Source organism: Lactobacillus sp. ESL0260 (assembly GCF_003692935.1).
Classification (GTDB): domain Bacteria; phylum Bacillota; class Bacilli; order Lactobacillales; family Lactobacillaceae; genus Lactobacillus; species Lactobacillus melliventris.
The window spans coordinates 1-15,045 of the sequence record NZ_REHO01000011.1 but is presented as its reverse complement, the minus strand read 5'-3'; the positions used below and the strand labels follow the sequence as shown (position 1 = coordinate 15,045).

At 33.1% G+C, this 15,045-nt stretch carries 19 protein-coding genes; 16 read left to right on the top strand and 3 right to left on the bottom strand.

All coding sequences use genetic code 11. From position 1 onward, the window contains the following. The first annotated feature begins 9 nt into the window (after positions 1-9). The 12 genes from pepT to F5ESL0260_RS04830 all read left to right on the top strand — a co-directional run bounded on the left by pepT (position 10) and on the right by F5ESL0260_RS04830 (position 9,814). Positions 10-1,251 carry a peptidase T gene (gene pepT / locus F5ESL0260_RS04885; RefSeq protein ID WP_122026092.1) on the top strand — a complete coding sequence of 414 codons (1,242 nt, stop codon included), beginning with the start codon at positions 10-12 and terminating at the stop codon, positions 1,249-1,251. Between the two features lie 328 nt (positions 1,252-1,579). Further along, positions 1,580-2,467 carry an ABC transporter ATP-binding protein gene (locus F5ESL0260_RS04880; RefSeq protein ID WP_122026091.1) on the top strand — a complete coding sequence of 296 codons (888 nt, stop codon included), beginning with the start codon at positions 1,580-1,582 and terminating at the stop codon, positions 2,465-2,467. A 5-nt stretch (positions 2,468-2,472) separates the two neighbouring features. Next, positions 2,473-3,228, top strand: a complete 756-nt coding sequence (locus tag F5ESL0260_RS04875; RefSeq protein WP_122026090.1) for an ABC transporter permease — start codon at positions 2,473-2,475, stop codon at positions 3,226-3,228. An 18-nt stretch (positions 3,229-3,246) separates the two neighbouring features. Continuing rightward, a complete protein-coding gene (locus tag F5ESL0260_RS04870) occupies positions 3,247-4,011 on the top strand; it encodes an ABC transporter permease (protein WP_122026089.1) in 765 nt (254 codons plus the stop codon). Positions 4,012-4,087: 76 nt separating this feature from the next. Next, a complete protein-coding gene (locus F5ESL0260_RS04865; protein ID WP_122026088.1) occupies positions 4,088-4,441 on the top strand; it encodes a GntR family transcriptional regulator in 354 nt (117 codons plus the stop codon). 9 nt (positions 4,442-4,450) lie between these two features. Continuing rightward, positions 4,451-5,155 carry an ATP-binding cassette domain-containing protein gene (locus F5ESL0260_RS04860; protein ID WP_122026087.1) on the top strand — a complete coding sequence of 235 codons (705 nt, stop codon included), beginning with the start codon at positions 4,451-4,453 and terminating at the stop codon, positions 5,153-5,155. Next, positions 5,155-5,964 (top strand): hypothetical protein, encoded by an 810-nt coding sequence (locus F5ESL0260_RS04855; protein WP_122026086.1) that lies wholly within the window; start codon positions 5,155-5,157, stop codon positions 5,962-5,964. The genes F5ESL0260_RS04860 and F5ESL0260_RS04855 overlap by 1 nt, the downstream gene beginning before the upstream one ends. Positions 5,965-6,021: 57 nt before the next feature. Next, a complete protein-coding gene (locus tag F5ESL0260_RS04850) occupies positions 6,022-6,849 on the top strand; it encodes a hypothetical protein (RefSeq protein WP_122026085.1) in 828 nt (275 codons plus the stop codon). 76 nt (positions 6,850-6,925) lie between these two features. Beyond that, positions 6,926-7,765, top strand: coding sequence for a hypothetical protein (locus F5ESL0260_RS04845; RefSeq protein WP_122026084.1), 840 nt, complete (start codon positions 6,926-6,928; stop codon positions 7,763-7,765). A 140-nt stretch (positions 7,766-7,905) separates the two neighbouring features. Continuing rightward, complete coding sequence (locus F5ESL0260_RS04840) at positions 7,906-8,271, top strand: GntR family transcriptional regulator (protein ID WP_046324860.1); 366 nt, start codon at positions 7,906-7,908, stop codon at positions 8,269-8,271. Further along, positions 8,271-8,978 carry an ATP-binding cassette domain-containing protein gene (locus F5ESL0260_RS04835; RefSeq protein WP_122026083.1) on the top strand — a complete coding sequence of 236 codons (708 nt, stop codon included), beginning with the start codon at positions 8,271-8,273 and terminating at the stop codon, positions 8,976-8,978. Before F5ESL0260_RS04840 ends, F5ESL0260_RS04835 begins: the two co-directional genes overlap by 1 nt. Next, entirely contained in the window at positions 8,978-9,814 is an 837-nt protein-coding gene (locus F5ESL0260_RS04830) for a hypothetical protein (RefSeq protein WP_122026082.1), read from the top strand. The genes F5ESL0260_RS04835 and F5ESL0260_RS04830 overlap by 1 nt, the downstream gene beginning before the upstream one ends. Before the next feature lie 268 nt (positions 9,815-10,082). On the opposite strand, the gene F5ESL0260_RS04825 is transcribed toward F5ESL0260_RS04830, so the two are convergent. Next, positions 10,083-10,274 (bottom strand): LBP_cg2779 family protein, encoded by a 192-nt coding sequence (locus F5ESL0260_RS04825; protein WP_046324857.1) that lies wholly within the window; start codon positions 10,272-10,274, stop codon positions 10,083-10,085. A 62-nt stretch (positions 10,275-10,336) separates the two neighbouring features. Beyond that, positions 10,337-10,915 (bottom strand): signal peptidase I, encoded by a 579-nt coding sequence (gene lepB / locus F5ESL0260_RS04820; protein ID WP_110446101.1) that lies wholly within the window; start codon positions 10,913-10,915, stop codon positions 10,337-10,339. A gap of 84 nt (positions 10,916-10,999) precedes the next feature. Between lepB and F5ESL0260_RS04815 the strand changes: the two genes are divergently transcribed. From F5ESL0260_RS04815 to F5ESL0260_RS04800, 4 genes are read left to right on the top strand one after another with little or no spacing between them, the layout of a single operon-like run. Beyond that, positions 11,000-11,758: an SAM-dependent methyltransferase gene (locus tag F5ESL0260_RS04815; protein ID WP_122026081.1), complete on the top strand. Its 759-nt coding sequence runs from the start codon at positions 11,000-11,002 to the stop codon at positions 11,756-11,758. Positions 11,759-11,810: 52 nt separating this feature from the next. Next, positions 11,811-12,713 carry a hypothetical protein gene (locus F5ESL0260_RS04810; protein ID WP_233557715.1) on the top strand — a complete coding sequence of 301 codons (903 nt, stop codon included), beginning with the start codon at positions 11,811-11,813 and terminating at the stop codon, positions 12,711-12,713. Continuing rightward, entirely contained in the window at positions 12,706-14,091 is a 1,386-nt protein-coding gene (locus F5ESL0260_RS04805) for an RsmB/NOP family class I SAM-dependent RNA methyltransferase (RefSeq protein WP_122026079.1), read from the top strand. Before F5ESL0260_RS04810 ends, F5ESL0260_RS04805 begins: the two co-directional genes overlap by 8 nt. A 15-nt stretch (positions 14,092-14,106) precedes the next feature. Continuing rightward, on the top strand, positions 14,107-14,892 hold the full coding sequence (locus tag F5ESL0260_RS04800) for an HAD family hydrolase (RefSeq protein WP_122026078.1): 786 nt from the start codon (positions 14,107-14,109) through the stop codon (positions 14,890-14,892). Between the two features lie 57 nt (positions 14,893-14,949). Here F5ESL0260_RS04800 and F5ESL0260_RS09620 read toward each other — a convergent pair whose 3' ends face one another. Next, the gene (locus tag F5ESL0260_RS09620) at positions 14,950-15,042 is read right to left on the bottom strand and encodes an IS3 family transposase (RefSeq protein WP_370448574.1); all 93 of its coding nucleotides are present in this window, start codon (positions 15,040-15,042) and stop codon (positions 14,950-14,952) included. Positions 15,043-15,045 lie beyond the last annotated feature (3 nt).

Genomic DNA, 15,045 nt, shown 5'->3' with positions numbered 1-15,045 from the left:
GGAGATAAGATGGAGTTTCCAAATTTATTACCAAGATTTTTAAAATATGTAAAAGTTAATTCACGCTCTGATGAACATTCAGACAGGTTCCCTTCAACTAAGCGTCAAGAAGATTTTCAAAAACAGGTTATTTTACCTGATCTCGAAGAGCTTGGTCTGAAAGATGTGCATTATAGTCAAAAATCAGGGTGTGTTATTGCCGAAATTCCAGCTAATGTAGATTATGATGTACCTGTAATGGGACTTCTAGCGCACTGCGATACCGCAGACTTTAATGCGGAAAATGTCAAACCGCAAGTTCATGAAAATTATGACGGCAAATCAAAAATTCGCCTTGGAGATTCCGAATTCTATTTAGATCCTGCGGAATTTCCGAACTTAAGAAAATATGCTGGCCAAACTATTATTACGGCTTCAGGTGACACCTTATTAGGTGGGGATGATAAATGTGGCGTAGCAGAATTAGTTACTGTAGCAGAATATTTGTTAAACCACCCTGAAATTAAACATGGCAAAATTCGGCTTGGTTTTACTCCGGACGAAGAAATTGGCATGGGAGCCCAGCATTTTGATATTGATGAATTTGGGGCAGATTTTGCTTTCACGGTTGATGGCGGAGCTCCTGGTAAGTTAGATTGGGGCACTTTTTCTGCTGCTACTTTCACGCTTGATATCCAAGGAGTAAATGTGCACCCTTCAGTAGCTAAAGATCAGATGATTAATGCTATCCAAGTTGGCATTAACTTCCAAAATCAACTTCCGCAAAACGAAGTCCCTGAAAAAACGTCTGGCAGGGAAGGCTTTTATCATCTAACCAATTTTACTGGTACGGTTGATAACGCTCAAATGGAATACATCGTCCGCGATTTTGAAAGAGATGGTCTGGAAGATCGTAAAAATAAAGTCAAGGCTATTGTTAATCAAATGAACAAGGAATTCGGGACTGAAAGAATTAAGCTTAACATGAGAGATCAATACTACAACATGGCCGATATTCTTAAAGATCACATGGAAATTGTAAATTTGGCCAGAAAAGCATATAAGGCAGAGGGCTTAACAATCAATGAAGATCCAGTAAGAGGAGGAACGGATGGTTCACTTCTGACTTATAGAGGTTTACCTTGTCCGGATCTTTTCTCTGGTCAAGAAAACATGCATGGCAGGTTTGAATATACCGTTCTTGAGTCTATGGCAAAAGCAGTAGATGTTATGCTAAAAATGGTACAAATGAATGCTGCTAATAAACAGTGAAACAAAAACGGCTCCTTTTAAGGCTGTTTATAAAAAGATTAAAAGTTAAAAGCTTGTTCTGATAAAGGAATTTAAGCTTGTAAAAAGTTAGCAAAATTATGCACAGTTATTAAAGCTATGCTAAAGAGCACTTAAAATCATTATCAAAAATGGTTTTAGGTGCCTTTTTTATTTTTGGTAAAACTAACTACCAAGATGTGGAACATTTAAATTATTCTAAGACTTTTGATTAAAAATAAATTTGCCAAAAAATAAAATTTATTTTATTATACTAGTGTATTATATATGTAGTTCACTAGTATAATAATTTTAGCAAGGATGATTAAGAGTGAAAAATATTTATGCACTAAAACTGGATAATGTTAGTACATTTGTTGGTAAAACTGTGCTAGTCAAAAATGCTACTTTTGAAGTTAAACCAGGTGAAATAATCGGTTTGATAGGTCCTAATGGGGCTGGGAAAACCACCATTATGAAAACTATCCTGGGTTTAATGAAATTCAAAGGAAAAGTTGTAGTTAATGGGCAAGAAGTTTCTGAAAATGACCATCATGCTTTAACAAAGGTTGGAGCATTAATTGAACATCCAGCAATTTACCCATTTCTTACTGGAATGCAGAATTTGACCCTTTATGCTCATGATCAAAAAGATATGGCAAACTTGATTTCTGATTTACAAATGGGTTCCTATATTAATAATAAGGCTAAAGGGTATTCTCTTGGTATGAAGCAAAAATTAGGAATAGCAATCGCTTTACTAAATCAACCTCAAATTGTAATTCTTGATGAACCAATGAACGGACTGGATATTGAGTCAACTATTAGAGTAAGAAAACTGATCAAAAGGTATTCTGACCAAGGAACAGCTTTTTTAATTTCAAGTCACATTTTAAGTGAATTACAAAAAGTAATGACGAGAGTTGTCTTAATCTCTGGGGGACAAATCATATTGAATAAAGAAATTGCAGAATTTGAAAAAATTAGTCATCAAAAATATCATTTGACTACTGACAATAATAAAATTGCAAAAAAGATTTTTGCTGCTTATCAGATCACGTTTACAGCAAATGAAAACTATTTGATAGTAAGCCAAAAGGATATCTACAAAATACAAGATCTGCTTTTTAAAGAAGGAGTTCATTTAAAGGAGATGTTGCCTCTTGAGGCCAACCTTGAACAGATTGTAGTTGATATTTTGGCGGGAAAGAGGGTTTAGTTACCATGAATACAAGTTTTAAACAGGAAATTTATAAGTTTAGCCATGAAAACATCGCTTTTTATGGTCTGATTGTTCTCATTGTAACAATGATTTACAACTTTTTTACTAAACCTATTACGCGCCAATCCCTTAGCTACGGATTTGGTGCAATTGAGTGGATTCCTTTAATTGTTATTACCGTAGCATCTGCAATTTTTTCAATGGAATACAAGAATAACACGATTATCATGTTGGAGTATAAGACTTCAAGCAAGTATCAAATTTACTTTGCCAAGTTTTTGGTTGTCTTAATCTATAGTTTTTTCTTAACAGTAATCGCATTTCTACTTACTTCGATTTTAAGCATGTTCTTTAATCCTGCCAGGTATGATTGGTTACTTAACAAAAATGGCAATAATCTTTTAAATGATCTGCTAATTAACTTAGCAGGAGCATTGATTTATTCCTTTTTTAGCATTGGTTTATCTTTTATGCTCATTATGCTGGTTAAAAATAACGCTGTAGTAGTTTGTTTTGGAATTGTACTAGCATTTTTTGGTGCCAGTTTTTCGAGGGGATTAATGCAAAGCTTTCCCAATTTTATAAGTACTATTAAATGGAATTTTTTAAATATGATTTTTATTTCCCAGCAATTATCAAATCCAAACCTTAGCTTAAAATCGAACTTATCAAGTGTTGAACTAATTATAGCCAATATCATTTACGGCATAGCTTTTATGGTCTTGGGATATTATCTATTCAAACATCGACGAGTATAAAGAGAGGAGATAACTAAAATGATTTATAGTATTAAGCAGGAATTATATAAATTAGTGCACCGCAAAATTAGCTGGATTGCAGCTATTATATTATTTTTTCTAATGCTTATTACCGGTTTCGCTTTAGCAGATGAAAGTAAAAAGCTAATTTTAACATTAACTTTTGATTCATCTGATTTCATAATGTTTATCCTAGTGATAGTAGGTGCCACGTGTTTTTCGATGGAATTTCAAAACAATACGATTTTGACACTTTTATATAAGTCTTCGAATAAAATATATGTCTACTTATCGAAGTATATTGTTTTGTTCTTATACGATGTTTTTCTGCATTTGCTAGCTCTTTTTTATACCATTTGTCTGCGTTATATCATATTTAATTATCGAGTTAATTGGTCAGAACTTTATCTATACCATCAGCCGGTATGGCTAAACATGGTAACTGCTTCTCTAATAGATTTAGTAACTACAATGTTAATTATTGCTATTGTTTTTTTACTCTCGTGCCTGATTAATAGTAGTGCAATTGTAATTACAGCAAGCCTGTTAGTGACATTCATAGGTCAAAACATTTCTTCCGACTTAATGAACGGGGGCAAGCTTATAAGCATTATGAAATGGAACCCTTTTAATATGGTGGACTTAACCCGGCAATATGGTAATTATGGCATGTATGTTTTAACTACCCACCTGAATAACCAAGAGCTTTTAATGGGTAGTCTAATCTATATCTTTATTTTTATAATTGCTGGCTATTTAATCTTTCGGAGAAAAAGATTTTAAGTAATTAATTGCATAACTTTTAAGTTTATTGTAATATTATAGTGTATTATAAATGTAATACAGTTAGAGGGGAAATATGAAGTTTAAAGATGATAGGCCGATATATGTTCAAATCCAAGAAGATTTATGTCGCCAAATAATTACCGGAAAACTTAAACCCAGTCAGAAAATTCCCTCTGTCCGTAATTTGGCAACCCATCTAATGGTCAACGTGAACACTATTCAAAAAGCGCTCAAACAAATGACTACATCAGGGCTTTTAATTACTAAAAGAGGAGAGGGTAATTTTGTGACTAATGATAAAAACTTACTGGAAAAAATTAAAAAAGACATTATCAAATCTGAACAAAGTAAATTTGTGCATAATATGAAAGCCCTAGGGGTTTCAACGATACAGCTTAATTTAATTTTAACTGAACACTTAACGTAGGAGTTAAAAATGGAAAATCTATTGGAAATAAGAGATCTAACTTACAAGAAAAATTTAAAAACAATTTTGGATAACATCAATTTAAATTTACAACCGGGAAAAATTGTAGCCCTTCTAGGTGAGAATGGTGCTGGGAAGACAACTTTAATGCGCATCATCAGTGGCATGGCCAAAAACTATCACGGGACAGTTAATATATCAGGCGAGAATAATGTTGCAGAAAGAAAAGCACATCTGTCTTTTACTGATGGATTAACAGGTTTTGCTAATTCAACGAAAATCAAAGAAATTGTTAAATTTTATAAGGTCATCTATCAAGATTTTGATCAAAATCAATTTGAACAGTTGCGTCAGTTTATGAAATTAGATTCAGAGATGCGCTTATCTGAAATGTCCAAAGGAATGAAAGAAAAGTTAATCATTGCCCTGGCATTTTCGCGCGAAGTTGACCTTTATTTATTAGATGAGCCCTTTTCGGGGATTGATGCCATGGCGCGCAAAAAAATAATTAATTCGATCATTTTATGGAAACCGGAAAATTCAACGATTCTTGTTTCAGATCATTTTGTCAACGAAATAGCCAGTATGCTTGACGAAATCGTCATTATCAAAGATAAAACTATTTACACGCACAAATCTACTGAGGAGATCCGCGAGCATCATAAAAGTGTTGAAGATTATTATGAAGGTTTATACGATGCGGAGGAGGAATAATGAACGTTTTCAATCATTTGTTTGAAAAGTTACTGCAGAAAAAAGCCAAAAATGTTTATCTTTTAGTTATTCTGCAATTCATTAGTTCTCTAGCTTCAGCATTCTTTACTTATTTTAGTTTTTATTCTGGCAGATTTCACTTTAATTCGAACAATAATCTCGAGTTTTTACCAGGATGGATGGCACTGTTTGCATCATTAACTTTCTTGTTCGGACCGATTTTGCTCATTTTAACTGTAGTTGAAAATGAACGGTTAAATAGAAATCAAACCTGGCGTTTAGCACCAATTAGTGATGGCAAGTTTTATGTTGCCAATATCTTAAGTTCATTTGTTTCATTGGTTTATTTTGTGCTCTTAGATGTGTTAATTGCAATTTGTTTTTTATTTTTATCAATATTTACTAATTCTAAATTTGGCAAAAATTTACAGTTTGAAGTTGATTTAAACAGTACTGCAATTTTTGATTTTATTGGCATTATGTTACTACTAATTCTTACTTGTCTTTTTCTTTACTTTTTGGTTAGTTTTCTTAACTTTTCCAGTCAAGCAATCTTAGACTTTTTACCACATGCATCAAGTCATATTCTAATTTCTTTTGTGCGCATATTTATAATTATCGTCTTGGTAGGATTACTAGTTAGGCTCTATAGTGTCTTTGCAAACTATATTATCAATATACTTTTACTAAGATCTACAGGTCTTGCGGGATTGGAATCCGTGGTATTAATGATGTTTATCATTGATTTAATAATACTTGGCATTAACGTCTTCTTAATCAATCACTTTTTTGAAGCAGGAGAGAAGTAAAACCTAATACTGTTTCAATATTTTCGTTTCAATATTTTCATAGCAGAAAGGAAAAGCATGACATCTTTTAAAAATTTATTTGGCAGATTCTTTGTAGAAAAAGCCAAGAAAGTTTATTCATTTTTAATTATACAATTAGTTGGTGCCTTAGCATTTTCTGTTTTTGGGCTGCTGATTGGTACAGGTGAGTTTGGTGAATTTTTAAATCTTTACTCCGAGCTTTTACCTGATTGGCTAATGTACTTTTGTCTATTGAGTGTCTTTTTCATCATTTTCTTTTTTATTTATATGGCTGTCAAAAATGAGCGGATTAATCGCAGTCAAACTTGGCGTTTAACTGCAATCACTGATGAAAAATTTTATATTGCTAATAGTTTAAGTTCGTTTATAACTTTTATCTATTTCATTTTTCTTAACATTATTGTTGCAGGCATCTTACTACTTGTTTCATTTTTTACGGATAAGGCTTTTCGTAATTCATGCGAAAGAATGTTTAAGCAATTTAGACCAAATTTTGAACTGAATACAATTCGTTTAATTTTTGATATCATGTTACTCTTACTTTTATGTTGCTTTTTCATTTCGTTATTGATCAGCTTTTTAAATTTTTCCAGTAAAGCCATCATGGATTATCTTCCTGTAGCTTCAAGTGGGTTAATTGTCAAACTATTACATATTTTTATTGTTATCCTAATAGCCTGGCTTTTTACCAAAGTAGAAATAATTTTTGTCGACCAATTTTTAGGCAGCCTTTTGCATTTTTTAAACTTAAATCCGGCTTACAACAACACTTTACCCTATCTTAATTTAATTGTTGTAGTTGTTAATTTAATTGTGTTCGTCATTAATATCTTTTTATTTAAGCATTTCTTTGAAGCAGAGTAAAAAATAGAGGCATAATACCAATTTTATATGAGCGACAATTTGGCATCGAGCAAAATTAAAAAATAAGGAGTTCAAAATGGCAGAATTTAGCAGGTTATTTAATCGATTATTTAAAATTAAAACTAAAAAATTACACATATTACTTTTTTTCCAGGTAATTGCAGCTCTTGCATGTGCCTTTTTTACATATTATGAAGTAATCAATTGGCATATCCGCAAAAATCCCCAAAACAATGTCGGAATTTTACCGGAATGGGCATTATATTTTGTCTTCTTGGCCTTTTTTGTTATTTTTTTTGTTTATTTTATTACGCCGTTACAAAGCGAGAAATTTAATCGCAGTCAAACTTGGCGCTTAGCTGCAATAAGCGATGGGCAATTTTATCTTGTTAATGTATTAAGCACGTTCGTATCTTTTATTTACTTTATTGTACTCGAATTCGTCACAGTAATGATATTACTGTTTTCATCGTATCTGACCGACAAGCCTGTTGTATACTTTTTCCGCGATTTATTAAAAAGCATTCTACGCAATCTTGACATTAATGTATTCTGGATAATACTTGGTACGATCGTTTTAGCTATTTTAAGTTGTTTCTTTTTATATTTTGTTATCAGTTTCTTTAATTTTGCCAGCCGAGCAATACTAGATTTTGTCCCTGCAAACATTAATGGCGCAGTTGTGAAAGTATTACACATAGTCATAATCTTCGGCTTAATCTGGTTCTTCTTTAAAATCCAAAATATCTTTGTTTACCAAGTTCTTTTATCAGTGATTCATCCGACTAATTATGGACTTAATCTTTCTAGTAGTTTACCTTTTGCAATTTTGGCAAACGCAATTAGCGATCTTATTTTATTAGGCAGCAATATTTTCCTAATTAATCATTTTTATGAAGCAACTGAACATAAGTAGGGTTACTAATTAAAAGTAGAAACTTACCAACTATTTACAAAAAGTAGTTTAACTACAAATGTTAAAAGGTTTGCGGAAAAAATCAATCTAGTTTATGATAGTGTATTATAGGTGTATTACGGCCAAAGGATGGTGGACTTGTGGAATTTAAAGATAACATTCCCATTTACTTACAAATTAAGCAATACCTATATCGACAAATAATTACCGGTAAATTAAAGCCAGGTAAAAAAATCCCTTCTGTACGTGAACTGGCAGTGCAACTCACTGTTAATGTCAATACCGTGCAACGTGCCTTGCAACAGATGAATTTTGAAGGTATTTTGTACACCAAGAGGGGAGAAGGTAATTTTGTCACTGAAGATACTACTTTACTTGATAAAACAAAAAGGGAACTAATTAATGCGGAACTAGATAAGTTTGTACATAGTATGAATTCTTTAGGAGTATCTGACGAACAAATTCTCATATCTTTATCTGAATATCTTAAAGAGGAGCGTGAATAATGGCAAACCCTTTAGAAATAACCGATTTGGTTTACAAAAAGAACCAGAAAAAAATTATTACTGATTTAAATTTAACACTCAAACCAGGAAAAATTGTCGCTCTTTTGGGCGAAAACGGTGCAGGTAAAACTACTTTGATGCGAATTATCAGTGGTGTTGCTAAAAATTATCATGGTACTGTTAAAGTTGCTGGTTTTACTAAAGAGGCTGACAGAAAAGAGCATCTTTCTTTTACTGATGGCTTAACTGGATTTTCTAACTCCGTTAAAATTAATGAAATCGTCAAGTTTTACCAAATTTTATACCATGATTTTAGTCTAAAACAATTTAAGCAGTTAAAAACATTCATGAATTTAGATTCTGACCTGCGTTTATCTGAAATGTCTAAAGGAATGAAAGAAAAGCTGATAATTGCTCTAACTTTTTCCAGGAAAACGGATTTATATCTTCTGGATGAACCTTTTTCCGGAATTGATGCTATGGCTCGTAAAAAAATTATTAAATCGATTATCTTATGGAAGCAAGAAAAGTCCACAATTCTAATTTCTGACCATTTTGTCAATGAAATTGCGGCCGTTCTCGATGAAGTTGTCATTATCAAAAATAAGACAATTTGCATGCAAAAATCAACTGAAGAGATTAGAGCGGATAACCAGACAGTAGAAGATTTTTATGAGAACTTTTACCAAAGAGAGGAGGATGAATAATGGCAATTTTTAATCGTTATTTTACCGTACTCTTTAGGTTGAAAACTAAATGGATCTCTCTTCTGCTAATTATCCAGACTGTTGCCTCATTTGCGATGACTTTTTTCAATTTTAATAACGGCCACGTTTATATCAACAGACACATTTTTTCTAACTTTTTTACATTATGGCTAGCTATTTTTATTGTACAAGCATGGCTGTTCACTGGAATCTTTTATTTAACTACCTGTTTTCAAAATGAAAGGGTGAGTGGTAACCAGACTTGGCGCTTAATACCAATTGATGATAAAAAGTTCTACTTTGATAACATTTTAAGTTCATTTGCTGCCTTACTTTTCTTTGTAATATTGGAAATTATCTGTACGCTAATTTTAAGTGTTGTTACTTTTACTTTTGATAGTCAGTTTCATAACTCCCTAATCGAAATGTTTGCTGATATTGGAAGACATTTGCAACAAGTTGACTTAGAGATTATGTTTAATTTCTTTGGTGCACTTATGATGGTTATTCTTTGCGCATTTTTTGGTTACTTCATAATCAGCTTTTTAAATTACTCCAGTCGTGCACTTTTAGACTATCTACCGCAAGCGCTCAGCAAAGCTTATTTTCGAATAATTGCCGTTTTAGTCATTATTTTAGTTGCCTGGCTTGCAATCAAAGCCAGTATTGGCCTACAAATAATTTCGTTTCCGTTTAGGTTTATGATGGGAGAAACCACAGGTACAAATGATGATTTAGCTATAGCATTATTATTAATGCTTATAATTAACATATTGTTTTGGTTTTTTGACACCATTCTTTTCAGTAAGTTTTTTGAGGCAAGGGAAGGTAAATAAAAATAGGCATACTAAAAGACGCTAAAAAATTTTTTAGCGTCTTTTTAACAGCCAAAAAAGAGCCATGAGACAAATAATAAAAATGTTAAACCAGATAAAAGACAAAAGGCGATGAAAGTCAAAGCAGCAATGCTTTTAGTTATTAAAGTTGTCAAAAGTAGAATAATTACTACAACTGGTCCTATAATGAGCATTCTCCCAAATTTACCAAAAATAAAAGCCTGCAATTATCCAAGATGAACTGCAGGTTATATTTATAACAAACTTTTCAATGATTCGCAGCAAGGTAATCATACAGCTGATTGATTTCTTCAGGAGTAAATTCACCTTCACCAGTTTTCATCGCATGAATCTTTTCAACTGACAAATGACTAGCAAAAGCTAAATCCGTATCAGTAACATGATGTTTGACTTGAAAGTCAATAATTGCATCGGATAATTCCTCTAACTGCTGATTCATATTAAATTCTCCTTTACAATTTATTTTAACGGAAAAATACTAAAATTCAAAGAAAATTAAAGTTAAAAACCTTGAATTTTATTAAATGGCCAATACCTGAATTTGACTTTACCAATCAGATTCTGTCTTTTAACAGGTCCAAACATATGCGAATCCTTAGATATATCGCGGTGATCACCCATTACCCAATAATAACCCTTAGGGACTTTATAAGTAAAATTGGTCGTATACGTCTGTCCTTGAGCATTATTAGCTTTTTTAAAATGATTTTCTAGATAAGGCTCAGGTAAGAGCTTACCATTGACGTACATCTTATCATTCTTGGAAACCAGCTTATCACCCGGTAAACCAATGATGCGTTTGATGTAATAAGCACCAGGGGTATCATTTGCAGCTTTTGGAGCAAGCAGCACTACCACGTCATTGCGCTTGGGAGTGAAATGGCGGACAGCGATTAAACGATCATTATCTTCAAACGTTGGTTGCATCGATGGCCCTGAAACTCTATCATTAGAAAGTACGAAATGGAATAAAACAAAGAAAACTCCCAAAATTACTGCCATCATTATGACAACATCAAGAATAAATTTGCCTAAGCTTTCTTCCTCTTCGTCTTGGTTTTTTGTAACTTTTTTTGCCATAAAATATTCTCCTTTTTCATGTTACTCTTTATTATAACTGAAATCTTGTCGTTTGAATGTTAAAATCATTATAGGTATTTGATAATGACAGATTTTTTAAGTAAAATTAACCAATTGGATGCCAGACTCAATATTGAGCTAGTGCATCAACAAGTAGTGGAAATAAATAATATCGTTGCTACTATAAGGCAAAAGCAGGTTTTAAAAAGAGCACCCAAAAAGCTGGGATTTTTACCCGATGTTGCTGAAGAAATTTGCAGCAACCATTTTCATTCTAAAGATCAGCTAGATGATTTCAAAACAATTAATCAGCTGCTAAATAATACCCGGCAATTTTTAGCAATTAAGTTTGGCCTATGGTCAATTCCAAATCTAGAAACAGCCCAAGTAATTAAAGATCAGCTAAAAATTAATAAAGGTTTGGAAATAATGGCAGGTAACGGCTATTGGAGTAAAGCATTGTCTCAGGTTGGCGTCAAAATGACTGCCACGGATAATTTAGATTGGTCAAGGACTTCAAATACTGGAGCCCAAGCATTTGTGCCTGTTAGTAATTATGATGCTGCAAGAGCTGTCAAGCAATTTAGTGATGTCGATTTGATAATTTGCTCTTGGGCACCTAATTTTGGCAACAGTGATGAAAAAGTCGTTAACGCTTGGCAAAAATTAAATTCTGCCACACATTTATTGTTTGTAGGTGAAAGAAATGGTGTGACCAACTCTGCAAGTTTTTGGCAAAAGGAGCCATTTCTTCATTCAAAGGAACTAAGGCTAATCAACCAGACATTTACCAGTTTTGATTTTATTGATGAACAAATTTTTGAGATAGCACATGAAATTTAAAAAAATAATTTTAGTTATTATTATATTTTTATCGTTTCTAGGAATTGGCAGTATGCTGTCAAACGTTCAGTCACGAGAAGCGGATCAACTACTTGAGGCATATGGTCTAAGTAATAATACCCGCTACATTGAAATAAAAAATAAGCAAAATGTTAGATCTTTTTTGCTATTTTTGCAAAAAAAATATCCCCGTAACAAAATTCAAGTTCATATGACTTGCAAATCTAAGAAAAATCAAACTCTGGTGTGGTCAAATCATGATGTATTAAACCTACCGACTGAATCTGGCAGATATTTTACCAAAGATGACTTTAAAGGGCGGGTTTCTTTTGCTGTACTGGGATTAAATGCTAAAGTCCCTACATATAAGGTGCAAGGAAACGAATATGTTTATTTGAATAAGAAATATTACACGGTTGTGGGTACTTTAAAACATTATCGCCAAATGAAGCAGGATAGTTATTATCTTAGTACTAGTCCCAAACAGCCAACTGGAAAATTCAAATTACGTGATTATCAAATTATAATAGATAGTTCAAATAAAGTAATTCGCCAAATTGCCAAACATTATGGGGTTAAGGCTAAAATACCGCTTTTTGTGAAAAACCACCAAATACATCAGTTTTCAATCATTAGGGAAATTACATTTATCATAATCTTCTTGTTAATTGCTTCATTTAGCAATTTAGTTTTAGCTTTTATAGATTGGAAAACGGTTAAGTCAACTCACTTAAAGGGCAATTTATTGCGTAATTGGTTAATAAATCACGGGATCAGAATTTTATTGATTGAAGTATTGGTAACTATAAGTGCATATTTCTTCTTGATATGGCGAACATTTTTATCAAAGCCGCAGCACTTAATCTGGCTCCTTACAGGCTGCTGGATCATCATTTCTATTATATACAGCATATGCATCTTGCATTTATCACGAAAGGATCAAAATAATGCCTAAACTGCCTGAGGATTTTAAGGAAAAATATACTAGGTTATTAGGAAAAAGTAGAGCACAGCAGTTTTTCAATTCAATTAATGATAGTCCCAAAAGTGCATTTCGCGTTAATTCATTAAAAGAAAACCACTGTCTTTCTTGTGATCCAAAAAAAGAAGTTTCAGGCATACCCCAAGCCTATTATGGTAAAATCAGTGGTCAAGATCCAGCCTGGGTAAGTGGAGCTGTTTATTCACAGGAACCAACGGCAATGTTTCCAGCATTATTTGTTGAAGCGCGTCCGGGACAAAAAGTGCTTGATTTATGTGCCGCACCAGGTGGCAAGAGTACTGCAATCAGCGAACAGCTAAAGGGTGAAGGACTTTTGGTTGCAAATGAAATTTCACACACCAGAGCAAAAGTATTGCGCGAAAATCTTGAACGTTGGGGCACAACAAATTCTTTAATTGTCAGCGAAAAGCCAGAAAAATTAGCACAGTGTTTTCCTCATTATTTTGATAAAATTTTAGTTGATGCGCCTTGTAGTGGCGAAGGTATGTTTCGTAAAAACCCTCAGGCTATTAAGTATTGGTCACAAAATTATGTACTGCTTTGCCAAGAACGGCAAAAGGAAATTTTGAATGCTGCTGTCCAAATGTTAAAGCCAGAAGGAGAAATAGTCTATTCAACCTGTACATATTCTCCAGAGGAAAATGAACAAATAGTTTCGTGGCTAACGCAAAAATTTAATTTGACTATTATGTCACTAAACGTAAAAACGCACGCTATTGCTCATGGACACCCTGAATGGGCTGACAATAACCCTGATCTCATTAAGACAGTACGATTTTGGCCTACAGCTGAGTTAGGTGAAGGGCAATTTGCTGCAAAATTAAAATTATCACCAAACGTGGTGGTTCAAGCCAAAATCTCGCCAAATCAAAAAAAGAAGAAAAAAAGAAGGCCTCAAAAAGAAGCCCTAACTAAATCTGAAATTCAATTAATAGCGGAAGTACTAGATAAATTTAATTTACCAGCAGCAATAAAAAATTGGCGGTTAGATAGTCGAGTACGTAATAATCACGTTTTTATACCAGCATTATCAGATAATGCGAATCTTCATTTGCAGATACTAGCAAATGGCGTTGAACTGGGTGTGTTAAAGAAAAACCGTTTTGAACCCGGACATCAATTAGCCATGGTGTTAGCAGAACAGAAACAAAACAGAGTAGTTGAACTAAGCAGGGAAAGCTATTTAAAGTATTTACATGGAGAAACATTAAGAACGCAAGCTAACGAAACAGGCTTTGTTTTAGTCAGTTGCCAAAATTTTATTTTAGGTTTTGGTAAAATCAGTAATCATATTATTAAGAATTATTATCCTAAGGGACTACGAGTTTAATAGAAAGAAAAAAGAATGATTAAACTAATCGCTACAGATATGGACGGAACTTGGTTAACAGATCAGAAAACATATGATCAGGAATTGTTTTTGCAAGAATTTCAGATTATGCAAAAAAAGGGAATTAAGTTTGTTGTTGCCAGCGGAAATCAGTTTGAAAATTTATATTCGCGATTTCCACAAGTGGCCAATCAACTATTCTACATAGCGGAGAATGGGGCACTAGTAGCACAAGGCAAGCAGGTAATTCACGTTGATTGTCTTTCTGAAAAGGACTGGCAGACAATCATGAAGATAATTCAGGAAAGTAATGAAAAAGTCACGGTTTCGGGTCTTGCCAGCGCTTATATTTTAAAAAAAGATGGACCTGAGTACGCTAAAGAACTAAAAAAGTACTATGAAAAACTGACAGTTGTTGAGAGTTTTAATCACCTTGATGATCAAATCTTCAAGGTTACGTTTGATGTTCCTGAAAATAAAATGCCGCATCTTTTAGAAAAATTAAGACGTAATTATCCTGAAATTGACTTTGTTTCTGGCTCTTCTTCATCGATAGATATGTCAACAAAAGGTATGAATAAGGCAAAGGGCTTACAGTTTTTAAGTAGTAAATTCAAAATTAAACCTAAAGAAATGGTAACTTTTGGTGATAGTGGCAATGATGTGGGGATGCTAAAATATGCTGGCACCAGTTATGCCACAGGAACAGCACTTCCCGTGGCTAAGAAGGCTGCTACTCACATTATTGGTTCAAGCAATGACAGCGCCGTTCAGAAAGAGATATGGCGTCTATTAAATTAAAAAAAACAAAAAAACAAATAACTAATTGAAGCTAACCCCTAAAACTGGACGTTAGTTTTATATCGTTTTACTTAAGGCTTGATTCCGATATTGAATCGGAGTTAAGCCTTTTAGCTTGTGCCGAATTCTATCTTCATTGTAATAACTTATCCA

Coding starts and splice junctions, on each gene's coding strand:
- F5ESL0260_RS04845 (WP_122026084.1), top strand. CDS start 6,926: ATGGCAGAATTTAGCAGGTTATTTAATCGATTATTTAAAATTAAAACT.
- F5ESL0260_RS04810 (WP_233557715.1), top strand. CDS start 11,811: ATGCTGTCAAACGTTCAGTCACGAGAAGCGGATCAACTACTTGAGGCA.
- F5ESL0260_RS04875 (WP_122026090.1), top strand. CDS start 2,473: ATGAATACAAGTTTTAAACAGGAAATTTATAAGTTTAGCCATGAAAAC.
- lepB (WP_110446101.1), bottom strand. CDS start 10,915: ATGGCAAAAAAAGTTACAAAAAACCAAGACGAAGAGGAAGAAAGCTTA.
- F5ESL0260_RS04800 (WP_122026078.1), top strand. CDS start 14,107: ATGATTAAACTAATCGCTACAGATATGGACGGAACTTGGTTAACAGAT.
- F5ESL0260_RS04860 (WP_122026087.1), top strand. CDS start 4,451: ATGGAAAATCTATTGGAAATAAGAGATCTAACTTACAAGAAAAATTTA.
- F5ESL0260_RS04870 (WP_122026089.1), top strand. CDS start 3,247: ATGATTTATAGTATTAAGCAGGAATTATATAAATTAGTGCACCGCAAA.
- F5ESL0260_RS04850 (WP_122026085.1), top strand. CDS start 6,022: ATGACATCTTTTAAAAATTTATTTGGCAGATTCTTTGTAGAAAAAGCC.
- F5ESL0260_RS04830 (WP_122026082.1), top strand. CDS start 8,978: ATGGCAATTTTTAATCGTTATTTTACCGTACTCTTTAGGTTGAAAACT.
- pepT (WP_122026092.1), top strand. CDS start 10: ATGGAGTTTCCAAATTTATTACCAAGATTTTTAAAATATGTAAAAGTT.
- F5ESL0260_RS04805 (WP_122026079.1), top strand. CDS start 12,706: ATGCCTAAACTGCCTGAGGATTTTAAGGAAAAATATACTAGGTTATTA.
- F5ESL0260_RS04825 (WP_046324857.1), bottom strand. CDS start 10,274: ATGAATCAGCAGTTAGAGGAATTATCCGATGCAATTATTGACTTTCAA.
- F5ESL0260_RS04815 (WP_122026081.1), top strand. CDS start 11,000: ATGACAGATTTTTTAAGTAAAATTAACCAATTGGATGCCAGACTCAAT.
- F5ESL0260_RS04865 (WP_122026088.1), top strand. CDS start 4,088: ATGAAGTTTAAAGATGATAGGCCGATATATGTTCAAATCCAAGAAGAT.
- F5ESL0260_RS04855 (WP_122026086.1), top strand. CDS start 5,155: ATGAACGTTTTCAATCATTTGTTTGAAAAGTTACTGCAGAAAAAAGCC.
- F5ESL0260_RS04835 (WP_122026083.1), top strand. CDS start 8,271: ATGGCAAACCCTTTAGAAATAACCGATTTGGTTTACAAAAAGAACCAG.